General features: G+C 69.6%; 20 protein-coding genes. 13 read left to right on the top strand and 7 right to left on the bottom strand.

Annotation, left to right across the window (positions count from 1 at the left end; all coding sequences use genetic code 11):
- The first annotated feature begins 110 nt into the window (after positions 1 to 110).
- From LY13_RS02705 to murQ, 5 genes are all read left to right on the top strand, one after another.
- Complete coding sequence (locus LY13_RS02705; protein ID WP_253826528.1) at positions 111 to 1,955, top strand: glycoside hydrolase family 3 protein; 1,845 nt, start codon at positions 111 to 113, stop codon at positions 1,953 to 1,955.
- Positions 1,956 to 1,959: 4 nt separating this feature from the next.
- A complete protein-coding gene (locus tag LY13_RS02700; RefSeq protein WP_253826527.1) occupies positions 1,960 to 3,261 on the top strand; it encodes an exo-beta-N-acetylmuramidase NamZ family protein in 1,302 nt (433 codons plus the stop codon).
- A gap of 34 nt (positions 3,262 to 3,295) precedes the next feature.
- Positions 3,296 to 4,759 (top strand): serine hydrolase domain-containing protein, encoded by a 1,464-nt coding sequence (locus LY13_RS02695; RefSeq protein ID WP_253826526.1) that lies wholly within the window; start codon positions 3,296 to 3,298, stop codon positions 4,757 to 4,759.
- Between the two features lie 723 nt (positions 4,760 to 5,482).
- Positions 5,483 to 6,424 carry a MurR/RpiR family transcriptional regulator gene (locus LY13_RS02690; protein ID WP_253826525.1) on the top strand — a complete coding sequence of 314 codons (942 nt, stop codon included), beginning with the start codon at positions 5,483 to 5,485 and terminating at the stop codon, positions 6,422 to 6,424.
- A 47-nt stretch (positions 6,425 to 6,471) separates the two neighbouring features.
- Positions 6,472 to 7,425, top strand: a complete 954-nt coding sequence (murQ, locus tag LY13_RS02685) for an N-acetylmuramic acid 6-phosphate etherase (RefSeq protein WP_253826524.1) — start codon at positions 6,472 to 6,474, stop codon at positions 7,423 to 7,425.
- Between the two features lie 64 nt (positions 7,426 to 7,489).
- Here the strand turns inward: murQ and LY13_RS02680 are convergent, their stop codons facing one another.
- Both LY13_RS02680 and LY13_RS02675 read right to left on the bottom strand, forming a co-directional pair.
- On the bottom strand, positions 7,490 to 8,236 hold the full coding sequence (locus LY13_RS02680) for a Fic family protein (protein ID WP_253826523.1): 747 nt from the start codon (positions 8,234 to 8,236) through the stop codon (positions 7,490 to 7,492).
- Positions 8,233 to 8,739 (bottom strand): phosphoribosyltransferase, encoded by a 507-nt coding sequence (locus LY13_RS02675; protein ID WP_253826522.1) that lies wholly within the window; start codon positions 8,737 to 8,739, stop codon positions 8,233 to 8,235. The genes LY13_RS02680 and LY13_RS02675 overlap by 4 nt, the downstream gene beginning before the upstream one ends.
- Positions 8,740 to 8,947: 208 nt before the next feature.
- Between LY13_RS02675 and acs the strand changes: the two genes are divergently transcribed.
- The gene (acs, locus tag LY13_RS02670; protein WP_253826521.1) at positions 8,948 to 10,930 is read left to right on the top strand and encodes an acetate--CoA ligase; all 1,983 of its coding nucleotides are present in this window, start codon (positions 8,948 to 8,950) and stop codon (positions 10,928 to 10,930) included.
- A gap of 91 nt (positions 10,931 to 11,021) precedes the next feature.
- On the opposite strand, the gene LY13_RS02665 is transcribed toward acs, so the two are convergent.
- Together LY13_RS02665 and ldt-CoaP are read right to left on the bottom strand one after the other, a co-directional pair.
- Positions 11,022 to 11,837, bottom strand: a complete 816-nt coding sequence (locus LY13_RS02665) for a choice-of-anchor P family protein (protein ID WP_253826520.1) — start codon at positions 11,835 to 11,837, stop codon at positions 11,022 to 11,024.
- Between the two features lie 90 nt (positions 11,838 to 11,927).
- Positions 11,928 to 12,746 (bottom strand): L,D-transpeptidase, choice-of-anchor protein P-associated, encoded by an 819-nt coding sequence (ldt-CoaP, locus tag LY13_RS02660; RefSeq protein WP_504964848.1) that lies wholly within the window; start codon positions 12,744 to 12,746, stop codon positions 11,928 to 11,930.
- Between the two features lie 690 nt (positions 12,747 to 13,436).
- Between ldt-CoaP and LY13_RS02655 the strand changes: the two genes are divergently transcribed.
- Positions 13,437 to 14,000, top strand: coding sequence for a DUF6319 family protein (locus tag LY13_RS02655; RefSeq protein ID WP_301298341.1), 564 nt, complete (start codon positions 13,437 to 13,439; stop codon positions 13,998 to 14,000).
- 15 nt (positions 14,001 to 14,015) lie between these two features.
- On the opposite strand, the gene LY13_RS02650 is transcribed toward LY13_RS02655, so the two are convergent.
- Positions 14,016 to 14,513, bottom strand: a complete 498-nt coding sequence (locus tag LY13_RS02650; RefSeq protein WP_253826519.1) for an OsmC family protein — start codon at positions 14,511 to 14,513, stop codon at positions 14,016 to 14,018.
- A 41-nt stretch (positions 14,514 to 14,554) separates the two neighbouring features.
- Here LY13_RS02650 and LY13_RS02645 point away from each other — a divergent pair, with 41 nt between their 5' ends.
- A complete protein-coding gene (locus LY13_RS02645; RefSeq protein WP_253826518.1) occupies positions 14,555 to 15,262 on the top strand; it encodes a VIT1/CCC1 transporter family protein in 708 nt (235 codons plus the stop codon).
- Between the two features lie 99 nt (positions 15,263 to 15,361).
- Here LY13_RS02645 and LY13_RS02640 read toward each other — a convergent pair whose 3' ends face one another.
- On the bottom strand, positions 15,362 to 16,846 hold the full coding sequence (locus LY13_RS02640) for a peptide MFS transporter (RefSeq protein WP_301298340.1): 1,485 nt from the start codon (positions 16,844 to 16,846) through the stop codon (positions 15,362 to 15,364).
- A gap of 229 nt (positions 16,847 to 17,075) precedes the next feature.
- Here LY13_RS02640 and LY13_RS02635 point away from each other — a divergent pair, with 229 nt between their 5' ends.
- From LY13_RS02635 to LY13_RS02615, 5 genes are all read left to right on the top strand, one after another.
- Positions 17,076 to 17,618, top strand: a complete 543-nt coding sequence (locus tag LY13_RS02635; protein WP_253826517.1) for a phage holin family protein — start codon at positions 17,076 to 17,078, stop codon at positions 17,616 to 17,618.
- A gap of 25 nt (positions 17,619 to 17,643) precedes the next feature.
- Positions 17,644 to 18,591: an alpha/beta fold hydrolase gene (locus tag LY13_RS02630; protein WP_253826516.1), complete on the top strand. Its 948-nt coding sequence runs from the start codon at positions 17,644 to 17,646 to the stop codon at positions 18,589 to 18,591.
- Between the two features lie 130 nt (positions 18,592 to 18,721).
- Positions 18,722 to 19,423: a TetR/AcrR family transcriptional regulator gene (locus tag LY13_RS02625; protein ID WP_253826515.1), complete on the top strand. Its 702-nt coding sequence runs from the start codon at positions 18,722 to 18,724 to the stop codon at positions 19,421 to 19,423.
- Between the two features lie 85 nt (positions 19,424 to 19,508).
- Positions 19,509 to 20,528, top strand: coding sequence for an ABC transporter ATP-binding protein (locus LY13_RS02620; protein ID WP_253826514.1), 1,020 nt, complete (start codon positions 19,509 to 19,511; stop codon positions 20,526 to 20,528).
- Entirely contained in the window at positions 20,525 to 22,201 is a 1,677-nt protein-coding gene (locus tag LY13_RS02615; RefSeq protein WP_253826513.1) for an ABC transporter permease, read from the top strand. Before LY13_RS02620 ends, LY13_RS02615 begins: the two co-directional genes overlap by 4 nt.
- A 39-nt stretch (positions 22,202 to 22,240) precedes the next feature.
- Here the strand turns inward: LY13_RS02615 and LY13_RS02610 are convergent, their stop codons facing one another.
- Entirely contained in the window at positions 22,241 to 23,425 is a 1,185-nt protein-coding gene (locus LY13_RS02610; protein ID WP_253826512.1) for a MarP family serine protease, read from the bottom strand.

Genomic DNA, 23,425 nt, shown 5'->3' with positions numbered 1-23,425 from the left:
GTACCGATCCGCGACGTTCGTCCATTGACGGGCCTACCGCGCTCGCCTAACTTTCCGGTGCTGACGCATTCGTGGATTTCTCACATCCACACGCTCACTGGAGGGATTTCGTGACAAAGCCTGCTTCCCGGCGCAGGAGGAACAGCTATGCCGCTGCGACGCTCACCGGACTGCTCGTCGTGACCGGCGGTGTCGGCGCATCGGCCGCAGGCGCCGACGTGTCCACGAACTCTCCGACGCGGTCCGGCGCGGAGAGCAAGGCGGACTGGGCCGAACGCACACTGCGCGACATGACGCTCGAACAGAAGGTGGGGCAGCTGTTCGTCGCTGACGTCTGGGGGCAGGCGCCGAACGAGAAGCACGCCGGCAACCAGGAGAAGTACGGCGTGGACACGCCGTCCGACGTCGTGCGCAAGTACCAGCCGGGCGGCGTCATCTACTTCAACCACGGCGGCACGGACAACATCGAGCGTCCGAAACAGGTCGCGAAGCTGTCCAACGGACTCCAGCGAGCGGCCCACTCGACCGGTGCCGGCGTGCCGCTGATCGTGGCCGTCGATCAGGAGGGCGGCCGGGTGACCCGCGTGGGCGAGCCCGCGACGGAACAGCCGAGTGCGATGGCCCTCGGCGCAGGCCGCGATTCCGAGGCCGCGAAGTCGACGGCCGCCGTGACCGGCTCCGAACTGCGCGCCATGGGCATCACCCAGGACTTCGCACCCGTCGCCGACGTCAACTCCAACCCGGCGAACCCGATCATCGGCTCGCGGTCGTTCTCGGCCGACCCGCAGGTCGCAAGCGAATTCGTCGGCGCGCAGATCCACGGCTACCAGGACTCGGACAGCAACACCGCGACGGTCTCGAGCTCTGCGAAACACTTCCCCGGCCACGGCGACGCCGCGACCGACAGCCACACGAGCCTGCCCACGATCGACCGCACCGAACAGGAATGGCGTGAGATCGATCTGCCGCCCTTCGAGGCCGCCATCGACGCGGGCATCGACTCGATCATGACCGCCCACATCCGCTTTCCCAACCTCGACCCGTCGGGCCGGCCGGCCACCCTGTCGAAACCGATCATGACCGGCCTGCTGCGCGAAGAACTCGGCTACGACGGCGTCGTCGTCACTGATTCGCTGGGGATGCAGGGCGTGCGCGAGATGCACTCGGACCGTGAGATTCCGGTGCTCGCCCTCGAAGCGGGGGTCGACCAGATGCTGATGCCGCCGGACCTCGACGTCGCCGTCGACGGCGTACTGGACGCGGTGAAGAGCGGGCGCATCACCGAGGAGCGCATCGACGAGAGCGTGCTCCGCATTCTCGAGCTGAAGCAGAAGCGCGGGATCCCCGAAGCACCGATGGCCAACATCGGAGCCGTGGACAAGAAGGTCGGCACGCCGGACAACCGCGCCACCGTGCAGGCCGCCACCGACAAGGCCGCGACGCTGCTGAGCAACGACGACCGGGTCCTGCCGCTGTCCGGCCAGGGCAAGACCCTGGTGACCGGCTGGAACAACCTCGACTACCCGGGTTATCCGGCCCGGCCCGTCGAGTCGCTCGCGGCGAAGCTCGGTGATTCCGCGACGGCCCTTCCGACGGGCGCCGAACCCGACGAGGCGACGATCCGGCGTGCGGTGAACGCAGCGGGTGACGCCGACACCGTCGTCGTCCTCACGAACGGCCTCGCGGGCGACGCCGCACAACGTGACCTGCTGCACGAGTTGTTGGCGACGGACGCGAACGTCGTGGCAGTCTCGGTCCAGGAGCCCTACGACCCCGGCTACGTCGACGTCCCGACATGGCTCGCCACGTACGACTGGCGGGACGTCTCCATGACTTCACTCGCGAAGGTGCTGCTCGGCCAGCAGGCCCCGCAGGGCACGTTGCCGGTGACGATTCCGGCGGGCGACGACCCCGACACGACCCTTTACCCCTTCGGCCACGGTCTGACCTGGTGATGACATGCCTTTGAACCGCCGCACGTTCCTGGGCGCGACCGCGCTCGCGACACCGCTGCTCACCTCCGGTTCGCAGCTCGCGTCCGCTGCCCCACTGCCCGGCGCCTCGCCCGACGGCGCGTCCGGGCGGTCCGGCCCCGAACCGGGGCGGGCCGTCCGGCCCGGGGCCGACCTCCTCGCCGACGAGGGCTGGAAACGCCTCGCCGACCGCAAGGTGGGCATCCTGTCCAACCCGACCGGTGTCCTGAAGAGCGGCGACCACATCGTCGATTCGCTGATCGAGGCCGGCATCCGCCCGGTCGCCGCGTTCGGCCCCGAGCACGGTTTCCGGGGCAGTGCCCAGGCGGGCGGGTCGGAAGGCGACTACAAGGATCCGCGGACCGGCGTGCCCGTCTACGACGCGTACGGCGCCACGATCGACGAACTCGCCCGCATGTACCGCAAGTCCGGCGTCGACACCGTCGTCTTCGACATCAACGACGTGGGATCGCGGTTCTACACCTACATCTGGGCGATGTACGAGGGCATGGCCGCGGCCGCGCGGGTCGGAGTGGAATTCGTCGTGCTCGACCGGCCCAACCCCATCGGCGGGTCGGCGTACGGACCGATGCTCGACCCGAAATTCAGTTCCGGTGTCGGGCTGAAGCCGATCGTCCTGCAACACGGCATGACGGCCGGCGAGCTCGCGCGGTTGTTCAACAACGAATTCCTGCCCGAGGACGGCGGGAAGCTCGACAGTCTGGACGTCATCGAGATCAGCGGCTGGAAGCGCGATCGTTTGTTCTCGCAAACCGATCTTGTGTGGACTCCGCCGAGCCCGAACATGCCGACACCGAAAACCGCACTCGCATACCCCGGGACCTGCCTTTTCGAGGGCACGGTGTTCTCCGAGGGACGGGGCACCACCCGCCCGTTCGAGATCATGGGCGCGCCCGGCGTCAACTGGAGGTGGCGTGAAGCACTCCAGGAACAAGGCCTTCCCGGTGTATCGTTCCGGGAAACGTACTTCGTGCCGACGTTCGGCAAATTCACCGACGAACAATGCGGTGGCGTACAGCTGAACATCACCGACCCGCACGCGTTCGAGCCCATTCGCACGGGCATCGCCATGATCGTTACGGCGAAACGAGTGCACCCCGAGCTGTTCGGATGGCGCGAGGACAACTTCATCGACAAACTCTTCGGTTCCGATCGCCTCCGCACGATGGTGAACGCCGGCGCAGGCACCGACGAGATCATCGGTTCGTGGTCCGATGAGATCGCCGGATTCCGCCGGAACCGGGAGCAGTATTTGATCTACCGGTAGGGGGATTACTCGCGTGCGAGGCAGAATTGTGGCGATGACGGCTGTCTTCGCCCTGACAGGCACGACCACCGCGGCGGCGTCGACACCCGGTGACCACGGGTTCGACGGCCCGCGTACCGCGCTGTCGCCCACGGCGGACGCGCTCGCGCAGGCCAAGCCCAAGGACGCGGGCGTGGACCCGCGTCCGATCCGCAAGGCCGAGCGGCAGCTGGCGGGCTTGACGGCGCCGGACGCCGTCGACGGCCACCCGATGTACTCGGGCGCCGCCGGACTGCTCGCCCACGACGGCAAGGTCGTGGGCAAGTTCTCGGCGGGAGGCGCGGTGCGCTTCGACCGCAACGGCAACGAACTGCCGCCGAACCAGCAGGTGCCCGTACGCGAGAACACCATGTTCGACATGGCGTCGGTGACGAAGCTGTTCACCTCGATCGCCGTCATGCAGCTGATCGAACGCGGCGACGTCGAGTTGTCGGCACCGGTCGCCCGGTACCTGCCCGCGTTCGGATCGAACGGCAAGGATTCGATCACCGTCGAGCAGCTGCTGACCCACACCTCGGGGCTCGAGGCCACGATGCCGTTGTGGAAGGACTACCCGGACCGCACCTCCCGCATCGGTGCGGTTCTCGCCGCCGAGCCGGTGAACGAGCCCGGGACGGAGTACGAGTACTCCGATCTCAACCTGATCACCCTCGGCGAGCTCGTCGGCAAGCTCACCGGCAAGCGCCTCGACCACTACGTCCACGACAACATCACGGCCCCGCTCGGTATGACCGACACCGGGTTCAACCCGCCGGCCTCGAAACGTGACCGCATCGCGGCCACCGAGTACCAGTCCGAGCCGGACCGCGGCATGATCCGCGGTGCCGTGCACGACGAGAACGCCTGGTCGCTCGACGGCGTCGCCGGTCACGCGGGCATCTTCTCGACCGTGCGCGACATGGGTGTCCTCGGGCAGGCACTGCTGAACGGTGGCGTCTACGGCGGTGAGCGCATCCTGTCCGAGCGCAGCGTCCGGGACATGCTCACCGACCGGAATCAGGAGTTCCCCGACCACGCCCACGGCCTCGGCTTCGAACTCGACCAGGACTGGTACATGGGCGAGCTGTCCTCGCCCGTCACGGCAGGCCACACGGGTTACACGGGCACGTCGTTCGTGATCGACCCGCGCACGCAGTCGATGGCGATCCTGCTGACCAACCGGGTGCACCCGACCCGCGAGTGGGGTTCGATCAACGACGCGCGTGAGGCGTGGGCGACCTCGATGTCGCAGGCACTGAAGGCCAAGCCGAACGCGGGCGGAAACTCCTGGTTCCGTACTCCCGCACAGGACGACAAGCTCGAGGGCGGCAACGCCGGTGCCACGTCCCAACGTGGCAAGTCGGACGGCGACAAGCCGCACGGTGGCGGCGCCGGCAACCCGGCCGGTTCCGGTGAGAAGGGTTCGGCGTCCACCGGCGGCCTCCGGCCGAAGCCGGTGCTGCACCACCCCGGCTCGTAACCGCGGGCAACTCGGGCCACAGCTGAGGCGGGTCCGCGGGCAGTGCCATCCCACTGCTCGCGGGCCCGCCTCAGCGCTGCGTGAGGTCGGTCCGCTGCGCCCCGCCCTGTGGGGAAGCATTCCGCGGCTCATCCGCCGCCGTACGGACACGCAGGCTCCCCGCTGTACGGGCGCGACAGGCGGTGCACCGGAGCGGCGGCGCACGCAACGCGAGGTGCGTTACACGTGTTCCACGCGTATCGGGCCCGCGATGTGGGAATCCAGGGTGTCGAGGAGGCTCTTCGGGCCGGATCGGCCACGGTGGATCCGACCCGGAGGCCGGCAGGCATCGGCGCACTCTTGCGATGCGCTCGGCGGCGATTGTTGGCCATTCACCAGCAGATTCACAACCGCCGGTGTGGGCCGGGCCGGTCGCACCGCCCGCATGTGCGGAACGGATGCCCCATCCGGGCACAGGCATCGCCGCCACCTCGTCGAAAGGTACAAACCGTGCGGAATCGCTCTCTGCTACCGGCACATAGCCGCAGGTGACGTTGCCAAGTCGTTAAGCCCCTGTGCCTAACGTTGCCTAGGCGGTTGGCGACTTTCTAAGCAACGATGGTCCGGCAGCCGGGGTCGTCGGGGGACCGACCGTGGGCTGCAATCGACTGGAGGGTGTGGGTAACCTTGTCGCAGACGCCAGCAGTAAGGAATTTTCCAACGGATCCAGCAGGTGATGAAACGTTGACTGAGGTCGCCGGGGACGTCACGGGCACCGCCGCGGACTCGGGCGACCCGGACGGCAGCCCGCTCGTCCGCATCCGCTCCCTGCTCCCGGGTCTGGCGAAGGCCGAACAGCGCGTCGCCAAGGTCGTGCTCGACGACCCGACCACGGTTTCCCGCCGCAGCATCACCGAGGTCGCACTCGCGGCCAACACCAGCGAGACGACCGTCACCCGGTTCTGCAAAGCGATCGGTGTGGGCGGGTACCCGCAGCTGCGCATCGCGCTCGCCGCGGACACGGCCCGTTCGGCGGCACGCACGCCGCAGGTCCACGGCGGCGACATCTCCTACGACGACGACCTCGCGTCGATCGTCGGCAAGATCGGCTTCACGGACGCCAGGGCCGTCGAGGAGACCGCCGAACAACTCGACGTCGACCGGCTGCAACAGGTCGTCGATGCGATGGCGGGCGCGGGACGGGTCGACGTCTACGGCGTCGGCGCGAGCGCGTTCGTCGCCGCGGACCTGCAGCAGAAGCTGCACCGCATCGGCCGCGTCAGCTTCTCCTGGTCCGACACGCACATCATGCTGACCTCGGCGGCGGTACTCGGCAAGGGTGACGTCGCCGTCGGCATCTCCCATTCCGGCGCGACCACCGACACCGTCGAGGCGCTGCGCGCCGCCAAGGAACACGGCGCCACGACGGTCGCGCTGACCAACTTTCCGCGCTCGCCGCTCGCCGAGGTCGCCGACCACGTACTCACCACCGCGGCACGTGAGACGACGTTCCGTTCCGGCGCCACAGCCAGCCGGATCGCGCAGCTCACGGTGATCGACTGCCTCTTCATCGGCGTCGCGCAGCAGCACATGGACGATGCCGTGCAAGCTCTCGACGCCACGCGCGACGCGGTGGGCACACACAGGCTCGGGACCCGCCCCGACGGGCGGCGGCGCACCCGATGAGAACCGGGCCGACAAGTGGCCGGGTGAGAACTGAGACGGTGAGGAACATGGCATCCCGCACGACGAACGCGGGCCCGCAGCAGGTCACGACGATCGCGCACGTCGAGTCGCCGACCGAACAACGCAATCCGCGCACGACGGACATCGACCGCATGTCGACCCGCGGCATTCTGGCGGCGATCAACACCGAGGATTCGCAGGTCGCCGGTGCCGTGCAGGCGGTGCTGGACGAGGTGGCCGTCGCGGTCGACCACGCGGTGGCGGCACTGCGCGAGGGCAGCCGGGTGCACTACGTCGGCGCGGGCACGTCGGGCAGGCTCGCGGTGCTCGACGCGGCGGAGCTGGTGCCGACGTACAACGTTCCCGCCGACTGGTTCGTCGCGCACCACGCGGGTGGCGAACGTGCGCTGCGGCTTCCCGTGGAGAACGCCGAGGACGACGAGTCGGCGGGTGCGGCCGAGATCGCGGAGTCGGTCGACGCGGGCGACTTCGTCCTCGGCTTGACCGCGTCGGGCCGGACGCCGTACGTGCTCGGTGCGCTCAAAGAGGCCAAGCGGCTCGGCGCACGGACCGGCCTGGTGTCGGACAACCCGTCCGCGCCGGTACCCGAGGAGGTCGACGTGTCGATCGTCGTCGACACGGGCCCCGAAGCCGTGGCCGGGTCGACCCGGATGAAGGCGGGCACCGCGCAGAAGATGGTGCTGACCGCGTTCTCCACGGCCACGATGGTCAAGCTGGGGCGCACCTATTCGAACCTGATGGTCGGCATGCTCGCCACCAACGCGAAGCTGCGCGGCCGCACGTTGCGCATTCTCCGCGAGGCGACCGGCGCGAGCGAGCAGGACTGTGACGAGGCGCTGACCAGCGCTGACGGCGACCTGAAGGTGGCGCTCGTGCACCTGCTCGGCGATGTCGACGTGACGACCGCGGCAGGCGCACTCGAACACGCCGGCGGACATGTCCGCGACGCCCTCGACGAGATCCGGCCCCGCGCGTCCTGACCAGGCACGCCGGCCACGGGTGGGCTCGGGCGACCCCACCCGTGGCCGTGACTCGAACCTCGGCTCAGGCCGCCGAGTCGGCGATGCTCTGCGCTTCGCGGGCACCGGCCTCGAAGGCCGCGCAGCAGAACAACAACCAGTCCCGCACGCCGTCGGGCTCACCGGAGGCGAACGCGGCCGCCGTCTCGACGTACCGTTCCTGCCTGCGGAAACAGGCGACCTCGGGCACGGTGAGCGACTTCGGGTCGAGCCCGCTCGCCACCATCGTCAGCCGTGCGGCCGCGCGCGCGACCACACCGTCGGCGCTGCCGAACGCCTGCAGCGCCAGCAGCTCCCCGTGGACGACGGCGGTGAGCACCGCCGCAGGCACCTTCGTCCCGCCGGTGACCAGCTGTCCGAGCAACTCGAGCCGGGGAGAGGTCGCCGGGTCGGGCCTGCCCAGCGCATCGGAGTCCGACGTCAGGTCCGCGGCGGCGAGGACGTGGATCCGGGCGAGCGCCTGCATCGGGGCGCGGCGCCACGTCGGCAGCAGCGTTTCGCTCGCCTTCGCCACGCGCAGCGCCCCCGCCAGCACCGGGTCACGCACCTCTCCCTCGTCGGGGATCTCGGGCTCGACACCCTCCACGCCCGCCGACGCCCGCGCGGCCCGCACCGACGCCTCGGCGGCGGTCGCCGAGCCCTCACGCAGGTTCACGCCGTACCGATGCACGGCGAACACGGCGTCCTGCGCCGATTTCGCCGCCTCCGCGACACCGTCGAGCTCGACCAGCGGCGCGAGTGGGTCGCCATCCCCGGCAGCACCCTGACTCATGCGTCCAGCACCTGACCTTCCCTCGTCACCACGGGCGGCTCCGTCGACCACGGGAAGTTGATCCAGCGGTCGGTCCGCCGCCACACGTACTCGCACGACACCGTCGACGCGGGCTTCTCGTACACGACGGCGCACCGCACCTCGGCCACTTCGTCGGCGCAGAAGTCGCGCACCAGTTTCAGCGTGGCACCGGTGTCGGCGACGTCGTCGGCCACCAGCACCTTCGCACCGGCCAGGTCGACGGCGTTCGGCACCGGGGGCAGCATCACGGGCAGGTCCAGGCGCTCGTCGACACCCGTGTAGAACTCGACGTTCATCACGTGCAGGTTCTTCACGTCGAGCGCGTACCCGAGTGCGCCCGCCACGAACAGTCCACCGCGGGCGATCGACAGGATCAGGTCGGGCCGGAACCCGCTGTCGGCCACCGTCTTGGCGAGCTCACGACTCGCCGTCCCGAACAGATCCCACGTGAGCACCTCGCGCTCCGGCTCACTCTCGGCCACTGGCCATCCTCCCGCGTCGCTTGCACACCCCGGCGAGCATATGCGCCGACCGTTCGTCAGCCGCTCATCGCCCAGGTCCGCCGGAACGAGCGCGGGGCCTTGTGGGTGGGCTTACGTCGCTGCAACCTGTCTCGTGCGGTACTAACTTCACAGGCAGGCGCAGCCACGACGACGCGCGCGCCTGAGCAACGACCAGGAGGCCTTGCAGATGACGACAGAGCAGTCGCCGGCACTCGACAACCTGTTGACCGAGAGCCGGAGCTTTCCTCCGAGCCCGGAATTCGCCGCGGCCGCCAACGCGACCGCGGAGTGGTACACGGAGGCCGACGCCGACCGCGAGGCGTTCTGGGCGAAGCAGGCCGAGCGCCTGCACTGGGACACCACGTGGACACAGGTCGTGGACTGGTCGGACGCGCCGTTCGCGAAGTGGTTCGTCGGCGGCAAGCTGAACGTGGCCTACAACTGCGTCGACCGGCACGTCGAGGCTGGCCACGGTGACCAGACGGCCATCCACTGGGTCGGCGAACCCGGTGACACCCGCGACATCACGTACGCCCAGCTCAAGGATGACGTCTCGAAGGCCGCGAACGCGCTGACGTCGCTCGGGGTGACCGCCGGTGACCGCGTGGCGATCCAGCTGCAGATGATCCCGGAGGCGATCGTCGCGATGCTGGCGTGCGCCCGGATCGGCGCGCTGCACAGCGTGGTGTTCGGCGGGTTCTCGCCGAGCGCGCTGCGGCAGCGGGTCGACGACGCCGAGGCCAAGGTCGTCGTCACCTCGGACGGGCAGTACCGCCGGGGCAAGGCGGCGCCGATGAAGGCGAACGTCGACGAGGCACTCGAGGGCGCAGCGAGCGTCGAGAAGGTCATCGTGGTCCGCCGCACCGGCCGCGACCTCGACGGCGACGTGCCGTGGACCGAGGGCCGCGACGTCTGGTGGGACGAGCTCGTCGAGGCCCAGTCGGCCGACCACAAGCCCGAGGCGTTCGACTCCGAGCACCCGCTGTACATCCTGTACACGTCGGGCACGACGGGTAAGCCGAAGGGCATCCTGCACACCTCCGGCGGCTACCTGACGCAGGCGGCGTACACGCACAACGTCGTGTTCGACCACAAGCCGGGCGAGGACGTGTACTGGTGCACGGCCGACATCGGCTGGGTCACCGGCCACTCGTACATCGTGTACGGCCCGCTGGCGAACCGTGCGACGCAGGTCGTCTACGAGGGCACGCCGAACACCCCGCACGAGGGGCGGCACTGGGAGATCATCCAGAAATACAAGGTGTCGATCTACTACACGGCGCCGACGCTGATCCGCACGTTCATGAAGTGGGGCGGCGAGATCCCCGCCGGGTACGACCTGTCGTCACTGCGGGTGCTCGGCACCGTGGGCGAGCCGATCAACCCCGAGGCGTGGATGTGGTTCCGCGAGAACATCGGCGGCGGCAACTGCCCGATCGTCGACACGTGGTGGCAGACCGAGACCGGCGCGATCATGATCTCGCCGCTGCCCGGTGTCACGCACGCCAAGCCCGGTTCCGCGCAGCAGCCGCTGCCGGGCATCTCGGCGAAGGTCGTCGACGACGCGGGCACCCCGGTCGGCAACGGTGGCGGCGGCTACCTGGTGCTCGACAAGCCGTGGCCGGCGATGCTGCGCGGTATCTGGGGTGACGACCAGCGGTTCAAGGACACGTACTGGTCGCGGTTCGCCGACCAGGGCTACTACTTCGCGGGCGACGGCGCCAAGTACGACAACGACGGCGACGTCTGGTTGCTCGGCCGCGTCGACGACGTCATGAACGTCTCCGGTCACCGCATCTCCACCACGGAGGTCGAGTCCGCGCTCGTGTCGCACCCGACGGTGGCGGAGGCCGCGGTCGTCGGCGCCAGCGATGCGACGACGGGCCAGGGCATCGTGGCGTTCGTGATCCTGCGCGGTGATGCGGCGCAGGCGGGTGACGACGCGATCCAGGAGCTGCGGAATCACGTGGCGAAGGAGATCGGCCCGATCGCCAAGCCGCGGCAGATCATGGTCGTGCCGGAACTGCCGAAGACCCGCTCGGGAAAGATCATGCGGCGGCTGCTGCGTGACGTGGCCGAGAACCGCGAGGTCGGTGACGTGACCACGCTCGCCGACAGTTCGGTCATGGACCAGATCTCGAAGGGCCTCTCGTCCGGTTCGGACGACTGAGCCCACCGGTACGCACACGAAAGCGGCCTCCACAGTGGATGTCCACTGTGGAGGCAGCTTTCGTTCGTTCAGTGCACCCCTGGGGAATGCGTCAGCCGGTCACGTCCAGGTGGCCGGGCTGCGGGGTCGGGGTCGGGGCGGAACCGTCGTCGTCGGCCTCGTCGCCGCCGCCGTCACCGGCACCGTCGTCGCCGCCGTTGTCGCCGCCGCCGTTGCCGCCGTCGTCGCCACCGTTGCCGCCGTCGTCGCCGCCGTTGTCGCCGCCGTCGCCGCCGCCGTTGTCACCGTCGTCGCCACCGTCGTCGGCCGCGGTGCAGGTGGCCGAGGCGATGTCGATCGTCTGGCCCGCGATACCGTCGAGGCCCGGAATGCCCTGCAGCAGCTCGACGCTCACCGCAGTGACGGTGTTGCCCTCCTGCTGGTTCAGGGTGATCTGGGCGACGCCCTCGAGCGCCTCGGGCACGACGGTCGTGTTCGGCGCGAGGTTGTCGATCGGAATCGTGTTGCCGAGGACGGTCAGCTCGGTGATCTGCGAGCTGAGCTCGCCGTTGTCACAGGTAGCGCTGATCGTTCCGTTGGCCGCGACCAGCGGCGCGCCGACCCCCGGCACAGGAGAACCACCGGGCAGGACGCTGAGGTTCGCGACGTCGGCGTAGGCGTAGTTCGGGGACACCTCGGCGGTCAGCACCGTCGCATCGGCCAGGCCCGCCACGTTGGTGCCGACGACCTCCTCGGAACCCTCACCCTCGACGAACGGGGTCGGGGCGATGTTGACCAGGCCGTCGGCGGCGATGCCGAACGCCGAGTCCTGGGTCTGTGCGACCGCGGAGGGGGCGAGCATGACGCCACCGACCAGAGCGGCGGACATGATGCCGGCGCTGAACGCGGCGGTCTTCTTCTTGGACAAGGAATTACCTTTCGCTTTCCGGTGATGCATTCGGGTCGGGTTTCCGGGCGGGGGCCCGTTACCGGTGGGGCACTGCCGTGGGCGAGGGCGTCAGACGACCTCGACGATCGTTCCCAGCGGCAGCTTGACGAGCTCGTCCAGGGCCTCCTTCGTGACCCTGATGCAGCCGTCGCTGTTGGCCTTGCCAACGAAACTGTTGTCCGGCCACGTGTGGATTCCGACGGTGCCGGGGCCACCGCCGAACGTCTCGTGCGACTCCGAGTGATAACTCAGCGGAAGCACGATGGGGCTGTAGTCGTTCACCTGCTCCTCGATGGAAGCGATGATGTACTGCCGCCCCGTCGGCGTCGGGTGCTCGTCCTTCCCGACCCCGATGGTCCATTCCCCGATCTGCTCACCCTTCTCGGTGATCTCGAGGGTGAAGTCGTCGCGGTGCACCGTGACGGCGAAATCGCTGGTGGCCTCTTCGACCGTCTTGTCGGTGGCCTGGATCCAGCCGCTGGCACCGTTCGGGCGCGTGGGCAGCAGGATCTGCGCCCAGTCGCCCTTCTCGGCGATGACCGGAACCCACGTCGGCGACTTGATCTGCTTGGTCGGCAGTTTCGCGAACGGCTCGCCGCCCGGCTCGTCGTACACCGCCAAGGTCTTCTCGGGGTGCAGCACCGTTCCGGTGCCGTTCTCGCTCGCCGACGTGTCCCCCTTCGCGGGGTCGGCCGGGGCTTGTTCGAGGTCGCCGTAAGTCGTGGCCTTGGGGAGCTTCGCGAGCTGCTCCTGGGTCACGGCGACCGGTTTGGTGTCCTGCCCGCCACCGGAGGCGGAGTCGTCCCCGCCACCGCACGCGGTCACGACGAGCGCGAACACCGCCGCACTCGCCACTGCCGCCAGCGACCGCGACCGCTTCCGGTGCACGGCTCCGAACCCGGCGGATACACCGGCCTGAGGTCCCGCGGGACCGGAACAGCCGGCGTTGTTACGCCTTTCCATCGATCACGTCCTGCAACTAGGCACACGAAGGTGCGAGGTGTGGAGCGTTCAGTGGTGCGCCGCCCACGCGATGTGCAACCGTTTGCGCAAGCCCGCACCAGGGCGTTCCTCGTGCTCGAACGTCCGAAGTCCGGACCCGCCGGCGCAGCCCCCAGTACGACCCCGCTGCGTGCACAACGTTCCGCGCCACACGGGTTTTACGTGCACAGGGGTTTACTGTTCGCGTACGCGACGGTTCGCATTGTTATCGCCACCGCAAGGCGCGATCAAATGCGTTGCCAATTTTCAACAGCGCCCCGAGCTGCAAGGATGCGGCGTTTTCGCAGGGCACGGCCCGATCGTGGGATCACTCCATCGAGCTACGGACACGGGGTGCGGACCGCGACTTCGCAGGCAGGACGGCCGAGGCGACGTTCGTGCCGGAAAAGACTCCACATCGCCATTCGGACACATCGGGCCGGCGGACTACTCGACGGTATGAGATCTGGAGCACACTTTTCCGGATTTTGTTAACGCCATTCGCCGGGTTCGCGAACACCCGGGTGGACAAGAGGTCGAACGAATGTTCTACACTGTGGACGCCACTGCCGGACGTTTCGAGGGGACCTGCCCGCGATGAATGCCGAAGCCACCGCCGACGCCACCACCGAAGCCACCACGGGAGCCACCGACACCGCCGTGACCGGCGCGTCCACCGACGCCCCCGATCCGACCACCGACACCCCGGTGAGCAGCGACGACACCGGTTCGGACAGCTCCGGTTCGGACCGGAACTCCGCCGATGCCGACGCCGACACCGATGCGACGTCGGCCGGTTCCGACGAGGCCGCCCGGCCCGGAGACGAGGGTCAGTCCACCGAGGAGGCGAAGCCCAAGCGGGGCCGCGCGAAGGGGTCGAACGCACGCAAGACCCGCACGGTCGAGCTGACACTCACCGTCACGGGGACCGCGGACGGCGAATGGCAGGCCGAACTCAAACACGGCAGCAAGTGGGTCACGCGCGGACTGGCCGTGACCGCCTCGGCCGTGTCGCGTGCGGCCAAGGAACTCCACGAGCAGCTGTCCACGCCGATCGACGAGGTCATCGACGCCGCGAAGGAGCAGCAACAGGCCCGCGTGGCCGAGCTCGAGGCCCAGCTCGAAGAGGCCAGGAAGCAGCTGGCCGAACTGGAGCAGTGACCCGCCCGCCGGTGATCAGTCGCCTGCGGAACCGCCACGGGCCCCGTCGACGGCGATGCGGGCCTCGTGGCGCACCGGGAAGTTCACCGACCGGGCGATGAAGCACGCCTCGTGGGCGGGTTCGTGGAGTTCGCGGGCCCGCTCGACCATGTCGGCGTCGGCGACGGTGACCACCGGGCGGAGCGACACGGACCTGAACTCGCCGACCCCGAGCGTCTCCGTCATCGTGCCGAACGGCTCGTCGGCGTAGCCGGTGACCACGACGCCCGCCCGTGCGCACTGGGCGAGGTACGACAGCATGTGGCACTGGGCGAGCGCCGCCAGCAACAGATCCTCCGGGTTCCACCGGTCCGCGTCGCCCCGGAAGAACGGATCGGCCGACCCCGCCAACGGCGGTTTCCCGTCGGCGACGACGTCGTGCTCGCGGCCGAAGTCGCGGTATCCCGAGGTGCCGGTGCCACGGTCACCCGTCCACCGCAGAGTCAACCTGTACGTGTGCTCCCGCTCGCGCATGCCTCCTTGATACCCGTCGCCGGTGACGCCAGGGTGATCGTGTGGACGGCGACCGGACGAACCACCGCGACGACGGCGTCGGCAGGCGCACCAACTGGCTCCGCGCTGCAGTACTCGGCGCCAACGACGGCATCGTCTCGGTGGCGGGCCTGGTCGTGGGGGTCGCCGGAGCGACGACCGACCGGTCCGCCCTGGTCGTCGCGGGCGTCGCGTCCCTCGTCGCGGGCGCGCTGTCGATGGCGGGCGGGGAGTACGTGTCCGTCAGTACGCAGCGGGACACGGAGAAAGCGTTGCTCCGCACCGAGAAGTGGGAGCTGGAGGCGATGCCCGACTCCGAGGAGCGGCAGCTCGCGGGAATCTACGAGGACAAGGGCCTCTCGCCCGACCTCGCCGCACGCGTCGCCCGCGAGCTCACCGAGAAGGACCCGCTCGGCGCCCACGCCGACGTCGAGCTGCGCATCGATCCGGACAACCTGACGAACCCGTGGCACGCGGCACTCGCGTCGATGGGAGCGTTCGTCGTCGGTGCCCTGCTCCCGCTACTGGCCATGGTGCTGCCGCCGCCCGAGATCCGCGTCGCGACCTGCGCGATCGGCGTGCTCGCCGGACTGGTGCTGACCGGATGGACGAGCGCCACCCTCGGCGGAGCGCGCCGACTGCCCGCCGTGGTGCGGAACGTCGGCGTCGGCGCACTCACCATGGCGATCACCTACGGCGTCGGTTCCCTGTTCGGCGTGTCCACCGGCTGAGTCGGGAGAACCGCCGAGTCGGGAGAACCGAGAGGCCCTCCGAATCGCCCCGAGGGCACGCGACGCGTCACCGCGGCTCCGCCGACTCGTGCGGTGCCGTCACCGCACCCCGGACATGAGCTTGCGGATGAACGGCGAGGCCAGCGCGATCAGCAGACCGATCACGACCGCGACCGCACCGACCGTGCCGAAGTACGCGGCCTCGGTTTCCGGCGTGTAGTACTCGGCGAGCGTGCCGGACAACGCCGTGCCGAGGGAGACCGACAGGTAGTTCAGGGCCACCATCCGGGCGGGGAACGCCTTCGGGGCGAGCTTCGTCGACAGCGACAGGCCCACCGGCGACAGGAACATCTCCGCCATCGTGACCACCGCGAGGATGCCCACGATCGCCAGCAGCGGACTCGTGTTGCCGTGTCCGCCCGCCATCGGCAGGAACAGCAGGAACCCGACACCGACCACGCCGGTACCCAGCGCGAACTTGATCGGGGTCGACGGCTGCCGGTCGCCGAGCTTCGCCCACACCGTCGCGAAGACGGGCGCCAGGAGCAGGATGAACACCGGGTTGATCAGGTTCACCCACGAGATCGGCATCTCCCAGCCGAACAGGTCGCGGTTGAGCCGTTCGTCCGAGTACACCTCGAGCACCGTGAACTGCTGCTGGAACAGCGCGAAGAACGCCGCGCTGCCCACGAACATCGGGACGAACGACAGCACGCGCCTGCGCTCGACACCGTCCACCTTGGAGCTGGTCAACAGGATCGCGAACAGCACGACGGCCGCGACACCGGCGACACCCACCGCGACGTCACCGAGGTTCTCCGCGGTCACCACGCCCGTCAGCACGAGGACCACGGCCACGGCGACGACCGCCGCGAAGACCAGCGCGACCAGCGGACGGCGGGACACGGGCAGCGGGTTCGGCACGACGCGCGACGCCTCGCCGAGGTTGGCGCGGCCGATCGAGTACTGGACCAGGCCGAGGGCCATACCCGCCGCGGCGAGGCCGAACCCGACGTGGAAACCGACCGTGTGCTGGAAGAAGCCGGTGAGCGCGGTACCCACGAAGGCGCCCAGGTTGACGCCCATGTAGAAGATCGTGAAGCCGGCGTCGCGCCGCTGGTCGCCCTCCCTGTACAGGGTGCCCAGCACGGCGGTGGCATTCGCCTTGACACCGCCGCTGCCGAGCGCGACGCAGAGGAGGCCGACGCCGACACCGAGGTAACCGGGCAGCACCGCGAGGCCGAGGTGGCCGATCATGATGAGGACGGCGCTGTAGAACAGGGTCCGTTCGGGTGCGAGGAGGCGGTCGGCGATCCACGCGGCGATGATCGTCGACAGGTAGACAAGACCGCCGTACGCACCGACGATGCCGAGCGCGGTGCCTCTGTCCATCTCCAGACCGCCCTCGGCGGCCGAGAAGTAGAGGTAGAGCGGCAGGATGCCGAGCATCCCGTAGAACGAGAAGCGCTCCCACATCTCGACGCCGAAGAGGTTGGCGAGCCCTCGAGGGTGCCCGAAGAAGGTCTTCTCGTTGCCGTCGCCCGCGGATCCCGCGCCGGCGGCTTCAGTGGCGTTGCCCGACATGTTGAATACTGTCCGATCTTGCGTACTTTGACGACTCTGTCCCGGATTACCGGCCAGTACTCAACAATACTCCCCACTTGCTACCGATCGTGATAGCTGTCGCCGTCAGCTCTCACCCATTCGGCGGATTTCCGATCCGACCTGCGGGCGACCCGTTCGGACGACAACTTCACACAACATCGACATCGCCCTGCGCCCTTCGCGACCGTGACCCCGTCCGCATGGCACGATGAGGCGCGTGAGCAGCCCGAAGCATGAACTCAACGACGGCGACAACCGGGATGCCGGGGACTGGGTGCCCTACCTCCCGTTGTCGGAGGACTCCACGGCCGACTCCGCCGAAGGCGCGTCGATCGGATCGCTGGTCAAGGACGCGACACAGCACATGTCGACGCTGTTCCGCGCCGAACTGGAGCTGGCGAAGGCCGAGACTGTCGGCGAGGTCAAGAAGGCCACCAAGGGCAGCGTCTTCTTCATCATCGCCGCGGTGGTCGCGCTCTACAGCTCGTTCTTCTTCTTTTTCTTCCTCGGCGAGCTGCTGTCGGAGTGGCTCCAGCGCTGGGCCGCCTTCGGCATCGTGTTCCTGCTGATGCTGGTGTTCGCCGGCGTCTGCGGATTCCTCGGCTACCGGAAGTTCAAGAAGGTCCGCGCGCCGCAGCGGTCGATCGACAGCATCAAGGAGTCGGCGGCGGCGCTGAAGCCGCAGCAGAAGTCGGGCGAGGCCGCCGACGGGACGCCCGCGACCGCGGGCCGGCCGCTGCCGCGGTCCTGATCCCTCGCGTCACCACAGCCCGGAAGTGCTCCCGCCCGACCCGTCGACCGTCCGGTATCCCGGCCCGTGGACGCATCGCGACGTGTCCGCCAACGGCATTCTGCTGCACGTCGCGGAGGCCGGTGAGGGCGAGCCCGTGTTGCTGCTGCACGGGTTCGCAGGGCTGTGGTGGACGTGGCATCACCAGCTGCGCGACCTCGCCGACGCCGGATTCCGCGTGGTGGCCGTCGACCTCCGCGGATACGGGGACTCGGACAAGCCGCCGCGCGGCTACGACGCGTGGACGGCCGCGGGAGACGTCGCGGGACTGATTCGCGCGCTCGGCCTCCGCTCGGCACACGTCGTCGGCCATTCCTGGGGCGGGCTGCTCGCCTGGTCGGCCGCGGCGATCCGGCCGCGTGTCGTGCGGTCCGTCGGCGTGCTGGGCGGTGCACATCCGCTGGCGCTGCGACATGCCGCCGCGACACTGCCCGTCGGACGCCGGGGCGCCCAGGCCCGTGCGTCACGACACGTGCTCCGGTTCCAGGTGCCCATGGCGCCGGAGAAACGGCTCGTCGCCGACGACGCCGCCTACACCGGCGAGCTGCTCGCGTCGTGGGCAGGCGAGGCGTGGCGCGGCACCGACGACTTCGCCGAGACCACCGCCACGCTCCGGCACGCGATGCGCATACCGGGTGTCGCCCACAGCGCGCTCGAGTACTACCGCTGGGCCGTGCGCTCGCAGTTCCGCAGCGACGGCAGACGGTTCCGGCGCGACGTCGACACCCGCGTCACGATGCCCGTGCTCCAGCTGCACGGCGAGGACGACCCGTGCATCCTGCCCGCCACGGCCCGCGATTCGACGCCGTGGCGCGGGCCGCACTCCGAGTTCGTGACGCTGCCCGCCGTGGGCCACTTCCCGCACCTCGAAGCACCCGGCGAGACCTCGGCGATCCTGGCGACGTTCCTCCGCGGCGTCCGCTCCGACGGCTGACCGGCCCGATCTCCGGCGAACCCGCACCCGCGGGCGGGACCCTGCACTGAGCACCCTTGTGAGCTGGGCGGACCGTCCGTCTCGCGCCCCCACTTGCGCGTCTGGTTTACACGCGTTTACCGTGGTTTACATGCGTTCACCCGCAGACGTTCCGGACACCCGGACCCGCATCCTCGAGGCCGCCGTCAACCGCTTCGGGCAGGACGGCTTCGACGCCTCACTGCGCGCAATCGCGGCCGACGTCGGGGTGAGCGCACCGGCGATCCTCAAGCACTTCGACTCCAAGGAGGAACTGCGCCGCGCCTGCGACGAACACGTCGTGGACGTGACCCGGAAGTACAAGACCGAGGCCATGCGCTCGGCCGATCTGCGCGCCACGTTCCTGACGCAGATGGCGATGGTCGACGAGTTCCAGCCGCTCATCCGCTACGTGGTGCGCAGCCTCATGAACGGCGGTGATGCGGCACGGAACCTCCTCACCGACATGTACGGCGAGGCCGAGCGCTGGATGGCCGAAGGGGTCCGCACCGGAGTGATGCGGCCCAGTCGGGACGAGCGGGCCCGCGTCAAGCTCACCTTCTCGATCTCGCTCGGCTGGATGCTCCAGTCCGTCCTGATGGCGGACAAGGAGCTCGGCGAGCTCGACGCGGACTTCTGGCGGCAGACGACCCACGAGCTGATGCCGCCCGCCCTCGAGCTCTACACCCACGGCCTGCTGACCGACAGCACCCTGCTCGACGCCTACGTGTCCGACCGCACCGAACCACTCAGCGACAGCGACCCCCCGGCCGATCCGCCCGCCGGACCGGACACCACACCCGACACCGCCTGACCCGCGGACAGCCGGCGCACACCTGCAGACCACGCGAACGACATCGCGAACACCACGAGACTCCACGGCAGAAAGAGGGTCGACCATGTCGTCCACCGAATCCGCCAGGGGCGAGTCCCCTGCCATCGACATCTCCGGCGTCACCAAGAACTACGGGAAGGTCACCGCCCTCGACGGCCTCGACCTCGAGGTCGCACGCGGAGAGGTCCACGGCTTCCTGGGACCGAACGGCGCCGGGAAGTCCACCACGATGCGGATCCTGCTGGGGATCCTGCGCCACGACGCCGGGACGGTACGCATGCTCGGCGGCGACCCGTGGCGCGACGCCGTCGCCCTGCACCGCCGGCTGGCCTACGTGCCCGGCGATGTGGAGCTGTGGCCCAACCTCACCGGCGGGGAGGCCATGGACCTGTTCGCCCGGCTGCGGGGCGGGGTGGACGCCGCCAAACGCGACGAGCTCGTCGAGCGCTTCGACCTCGACCCGCGCAAGAAGGGCCGGACCTACTCCAAGGGTAATCGGCAGAAGGTCGCGCTGATCTCGGCGCTGGCCTCCGACGTCGACCTGCTGCTGCTCGACGAGCCCACCGCGGGTCTCGACCCGCTGATGGAGGTCGTCTTCCAGGAGTGCGTCCGCGAGGCCAAGGACGCCGGTGTCACGGTGCTGCTGTCCAGTCACATCCTGGCCCAGGTCGAGATCCTCGCCGACCGGATCTCCATCATTCGCAAGGGCACGGTCGTCGAGTCCGGCACGTTGCAGGACCTGCGGCACCTGTCCCGGACGACCGTCACCGTGTCGACCGACAAGCCCCTCACCGAGCTCGCTCGTCGGCAGGGCGTGCACGACCTGCACGCCGAGGGCCGGCAGATGCGGTTCGAGGTCGATGCCGAGCACCTGCCGGCGATCATGCGCGACCTGGCTTCCCACGACGTGCAGGCCCTGACCGCCACGCCGCCGACGTTGGAGCAACTGCTGCTCCGGCATTACGGCGACGAACTGGGCAGCGCCGGCAGCAACGGCAACCACGACGACGGTTCCGGGACCAACGGCTCCGGTAAGCGCCGCGCAGGCAAGCTCCGCGCCGGCAGGAACGAGGTGGCGTCATGACGACCACCACCGAACGGCCCGGCGGTGCGGCGCCGCAGGAGACCACCTCCCGCCAGCGCGGCGCGCTCACCGGTACCGGGACCCTGTTGCGGTTCATGGTGCGCCGCGACCGCGTGCGCCTGCCGGCCTGGGTGCTGGGGTTGACGGTGCTGTGGGCCTACTTCGCCAACGCGATCGGCGCCGTCATGGACGCCGAGAGCCTGGCCGGGATGGCCACGATGGCCGCGAACCCCGTGATGGCGCTGATCGGCGGACCCGGTTACGGCTTCGACGACATCACCGTCGCCCGGCTCGTCGCGGGCTTCTACGCCCTGTACCTGATGCTGGGCGCCGCCTTCATGTCCATCACGACCCTGTCCCGGCACACCCGGGTCGAGGAACAGACCGGGCGGGCCGAGCTGGTCCGCGCGAACGTGCTCGGGCGGCACGCCCAGCTCACCGCGGCGCTGATCCTGGCGACGGTGATGAACCTGCTGGTCGCCGGACTGACCGGCCTGGTCACGCTGGGCTCGACGATCGAGCCGCCGCCCGATGCGGGGCCGTCGCTGCTCATGGGCGCCGGCATCGGCGCGGCGGGGCTGGCCTTCGCCGGTGTCGCGGCGATCACCACGCAGCTCTCGGCCTTCTCGCGAGCCGGGTCGGGCATCGCCGGTGCGGTGCTCGGGGCGGCATTCGTCGTCCGTGGAATCGGCGACATGTCGACCACCCAGGACGGCGGCCTCGGCTGGTTGTCCTGGCTCTCGCCGCTGGGGTGGTCGCAGCAGACCGCGCCGTTCACGCTGGACCGCTGGTGGCCGCTGCTGTTGTCGGTCGCAGTCGCCTGCGCCGGTGCCGCGGTCGGCTACGCCCTCCAGACCCGGCGGGACCTCGCCGCGGGCGTCCTGCCCGACCGGCGCGGCTCGGCACGTGCGGCCGCGTGGCTGCGCAGCACGCTCGCGCTGGCCTACCGACTTCAGCGTCCGTCGCTCATCGGCTGGTCGGTGGCGATGGTGCTCGCCGGCGTCACCTTCGGTGCCTTCGCCCAGCCCATGCAGGAGGGCGCGGCGGACATGCCGGAGGACATCGTCGCCATCATGGGTGGCGCCGAGGGGCTCCTCGAGGGCTACCTGGGTTTCATGGGCATCTACTTCGCCCTGATCGTCGCCGTGTACGTGGTGCTGTCGGTGCAGTCGTTGCGGGGCGAGGAACAGGGCGTGCGCGCCGAGCCGGTCCTCGCCACGGCCGTGAGCCGGACGTCCTGGCTGGGCTCGTGGACCGCCGTCACCGCGGTCGGCGCCCTGTGGCTGCTGCTGCTCGCCGGCCTCGGTCAGGGGTTCGGCGCAGCACTCGGCACCGGCGACTGGGAGCTGTTCGGCCCGGTCGCGCTCGGGAACGCGGTGCACGTGGCCGCCGCGTGGCTCCTCCTCGGGCTGGCCGTCGCCCTCTACGGACTCGCGCCGAGGCTCCTCGGCCTGGTGTGGATCGTGTTCGTGTACGGCACGGTGCTGAGCCTGTTCGGCGAGATGCTGGAGTTCGACCAGGCGGTGCTGGACACCTCACCCTTCCAGCACGTCGGCCAGCATCCGGCCGAGGAGATCTCCTGGGGCGCCGTGGGGATCCTGACGGCCGTCGGTGCCCTGCTGGTGGGCGCAGGGGCCGCCGCGTTCCGCCGCCGCGACCTCGTCACCGCCTGAGCACGCCACCCGCCCCGGCACGGCACCGCCCGAGCCGCCTCAAGACGTGCACGGGCCGGTGCCGACCTCCGAGCCGTACGTCGACGCCTGTTCGTACTCGTCGCGCACCTCGTCGGCGGTGAGCACGAACCCGGTGTCGGGGTCCTCGACCGACGCGCCGAACACGACACCGACGACGTCGCCGTCCGGGTCGATCATCGGCCCGCCCGAGTTGCCGCTGCGCACCTGCCCTCGGACGGTGAACACGTCGCGCTGGACGGTGTTGGCGTCGTAGATGTCCGGGCCGCGCAGGTTGATCCGCTCCCGCACCCGCAGCGAGGAGGCCGTGTACGGCCCGTCGAGCGGGTAACCGAGCGCGATCGCGGGGTCGCCCGTGACCGCGGGCTCCTCCCGCAGGTCCAGCGGGCGTGTCGTGAGTCCGGGCACGGCCAGCACCGCGAGGTCGGTGTTCGGGTCGAAATGCACCACGGTCGCGGGCTCGCGCCCCTGGGGCGTCTCGACGGCCACCTGGTCGGTACCGGCGACGACGTGGGCGTTCGTCATCACGCGTTGCGGGGCGACGACGAATCCGCTGCCCTCGAGCGAACGGGAGCACGACCTGGCGACACCGCGGATCTTCAGCACGCTCGGCTGCACCTCGCGCACGACGGAACCCTCGGGCAGGTCGTCGTCCGGCGGCGAGATCTCCCGCACCGGCGCCTGCTGGAACGGATCCATAATGGACGGAAACCCGGAGGCGTCGAGCAGGTCCCGCAGGTCGGCAGGCAGCCCCTGCGCCGCGTCGGGCATCACGTCGTTCACGCCGCCCAGCACCGACGACTGGTTGAGCGCACGTGCGAGCCCCGGCATCGCCGCCACGCTGGTGAGCGGAAGCGCGATCAGCCATGCCACGACGAACACCACGAGGCCCTGCACGATCGCACCGAGTGTGCTGTCCACGCTGGACAGCTTCGGGGACCGGATGCGGTATTTGAGCTGACTTCCCGCGAGCACGCCCAGGGTCTCGCCGAGCGCGACGAGGAACACGACAGTGCCGACCGCGATCGCCACCCGTGCGGCCGGCTCGTCGAACGAGTCCACGAGCCACGGCGCCAGCTCGATCCCGAGCAGTGCGCCCGCCATGACGCCGATAAACGCGGGCAGCGCGACGAGCATTCCCTGGCGCGCACCCGACACGGCCGCGAGCAGCGCCAGTGCGATCACCAGCAGGTCGACCCAGTTCAC

It is taken from the genome of Prauserella aidingensis (assembly GCF_024171865.1).
Lineage (GTDB): Bacteria > Actinomycetota > Actinomycetes > Mycobacteriales > Pseudonocardiaceae > Prauserella > Prauserella aidingensis.
The sequence above is the reverse complement of the archived record's forward strand: the minus strand, read 5'-3'. Positions and strand labels throughout refer to the sequence as shown.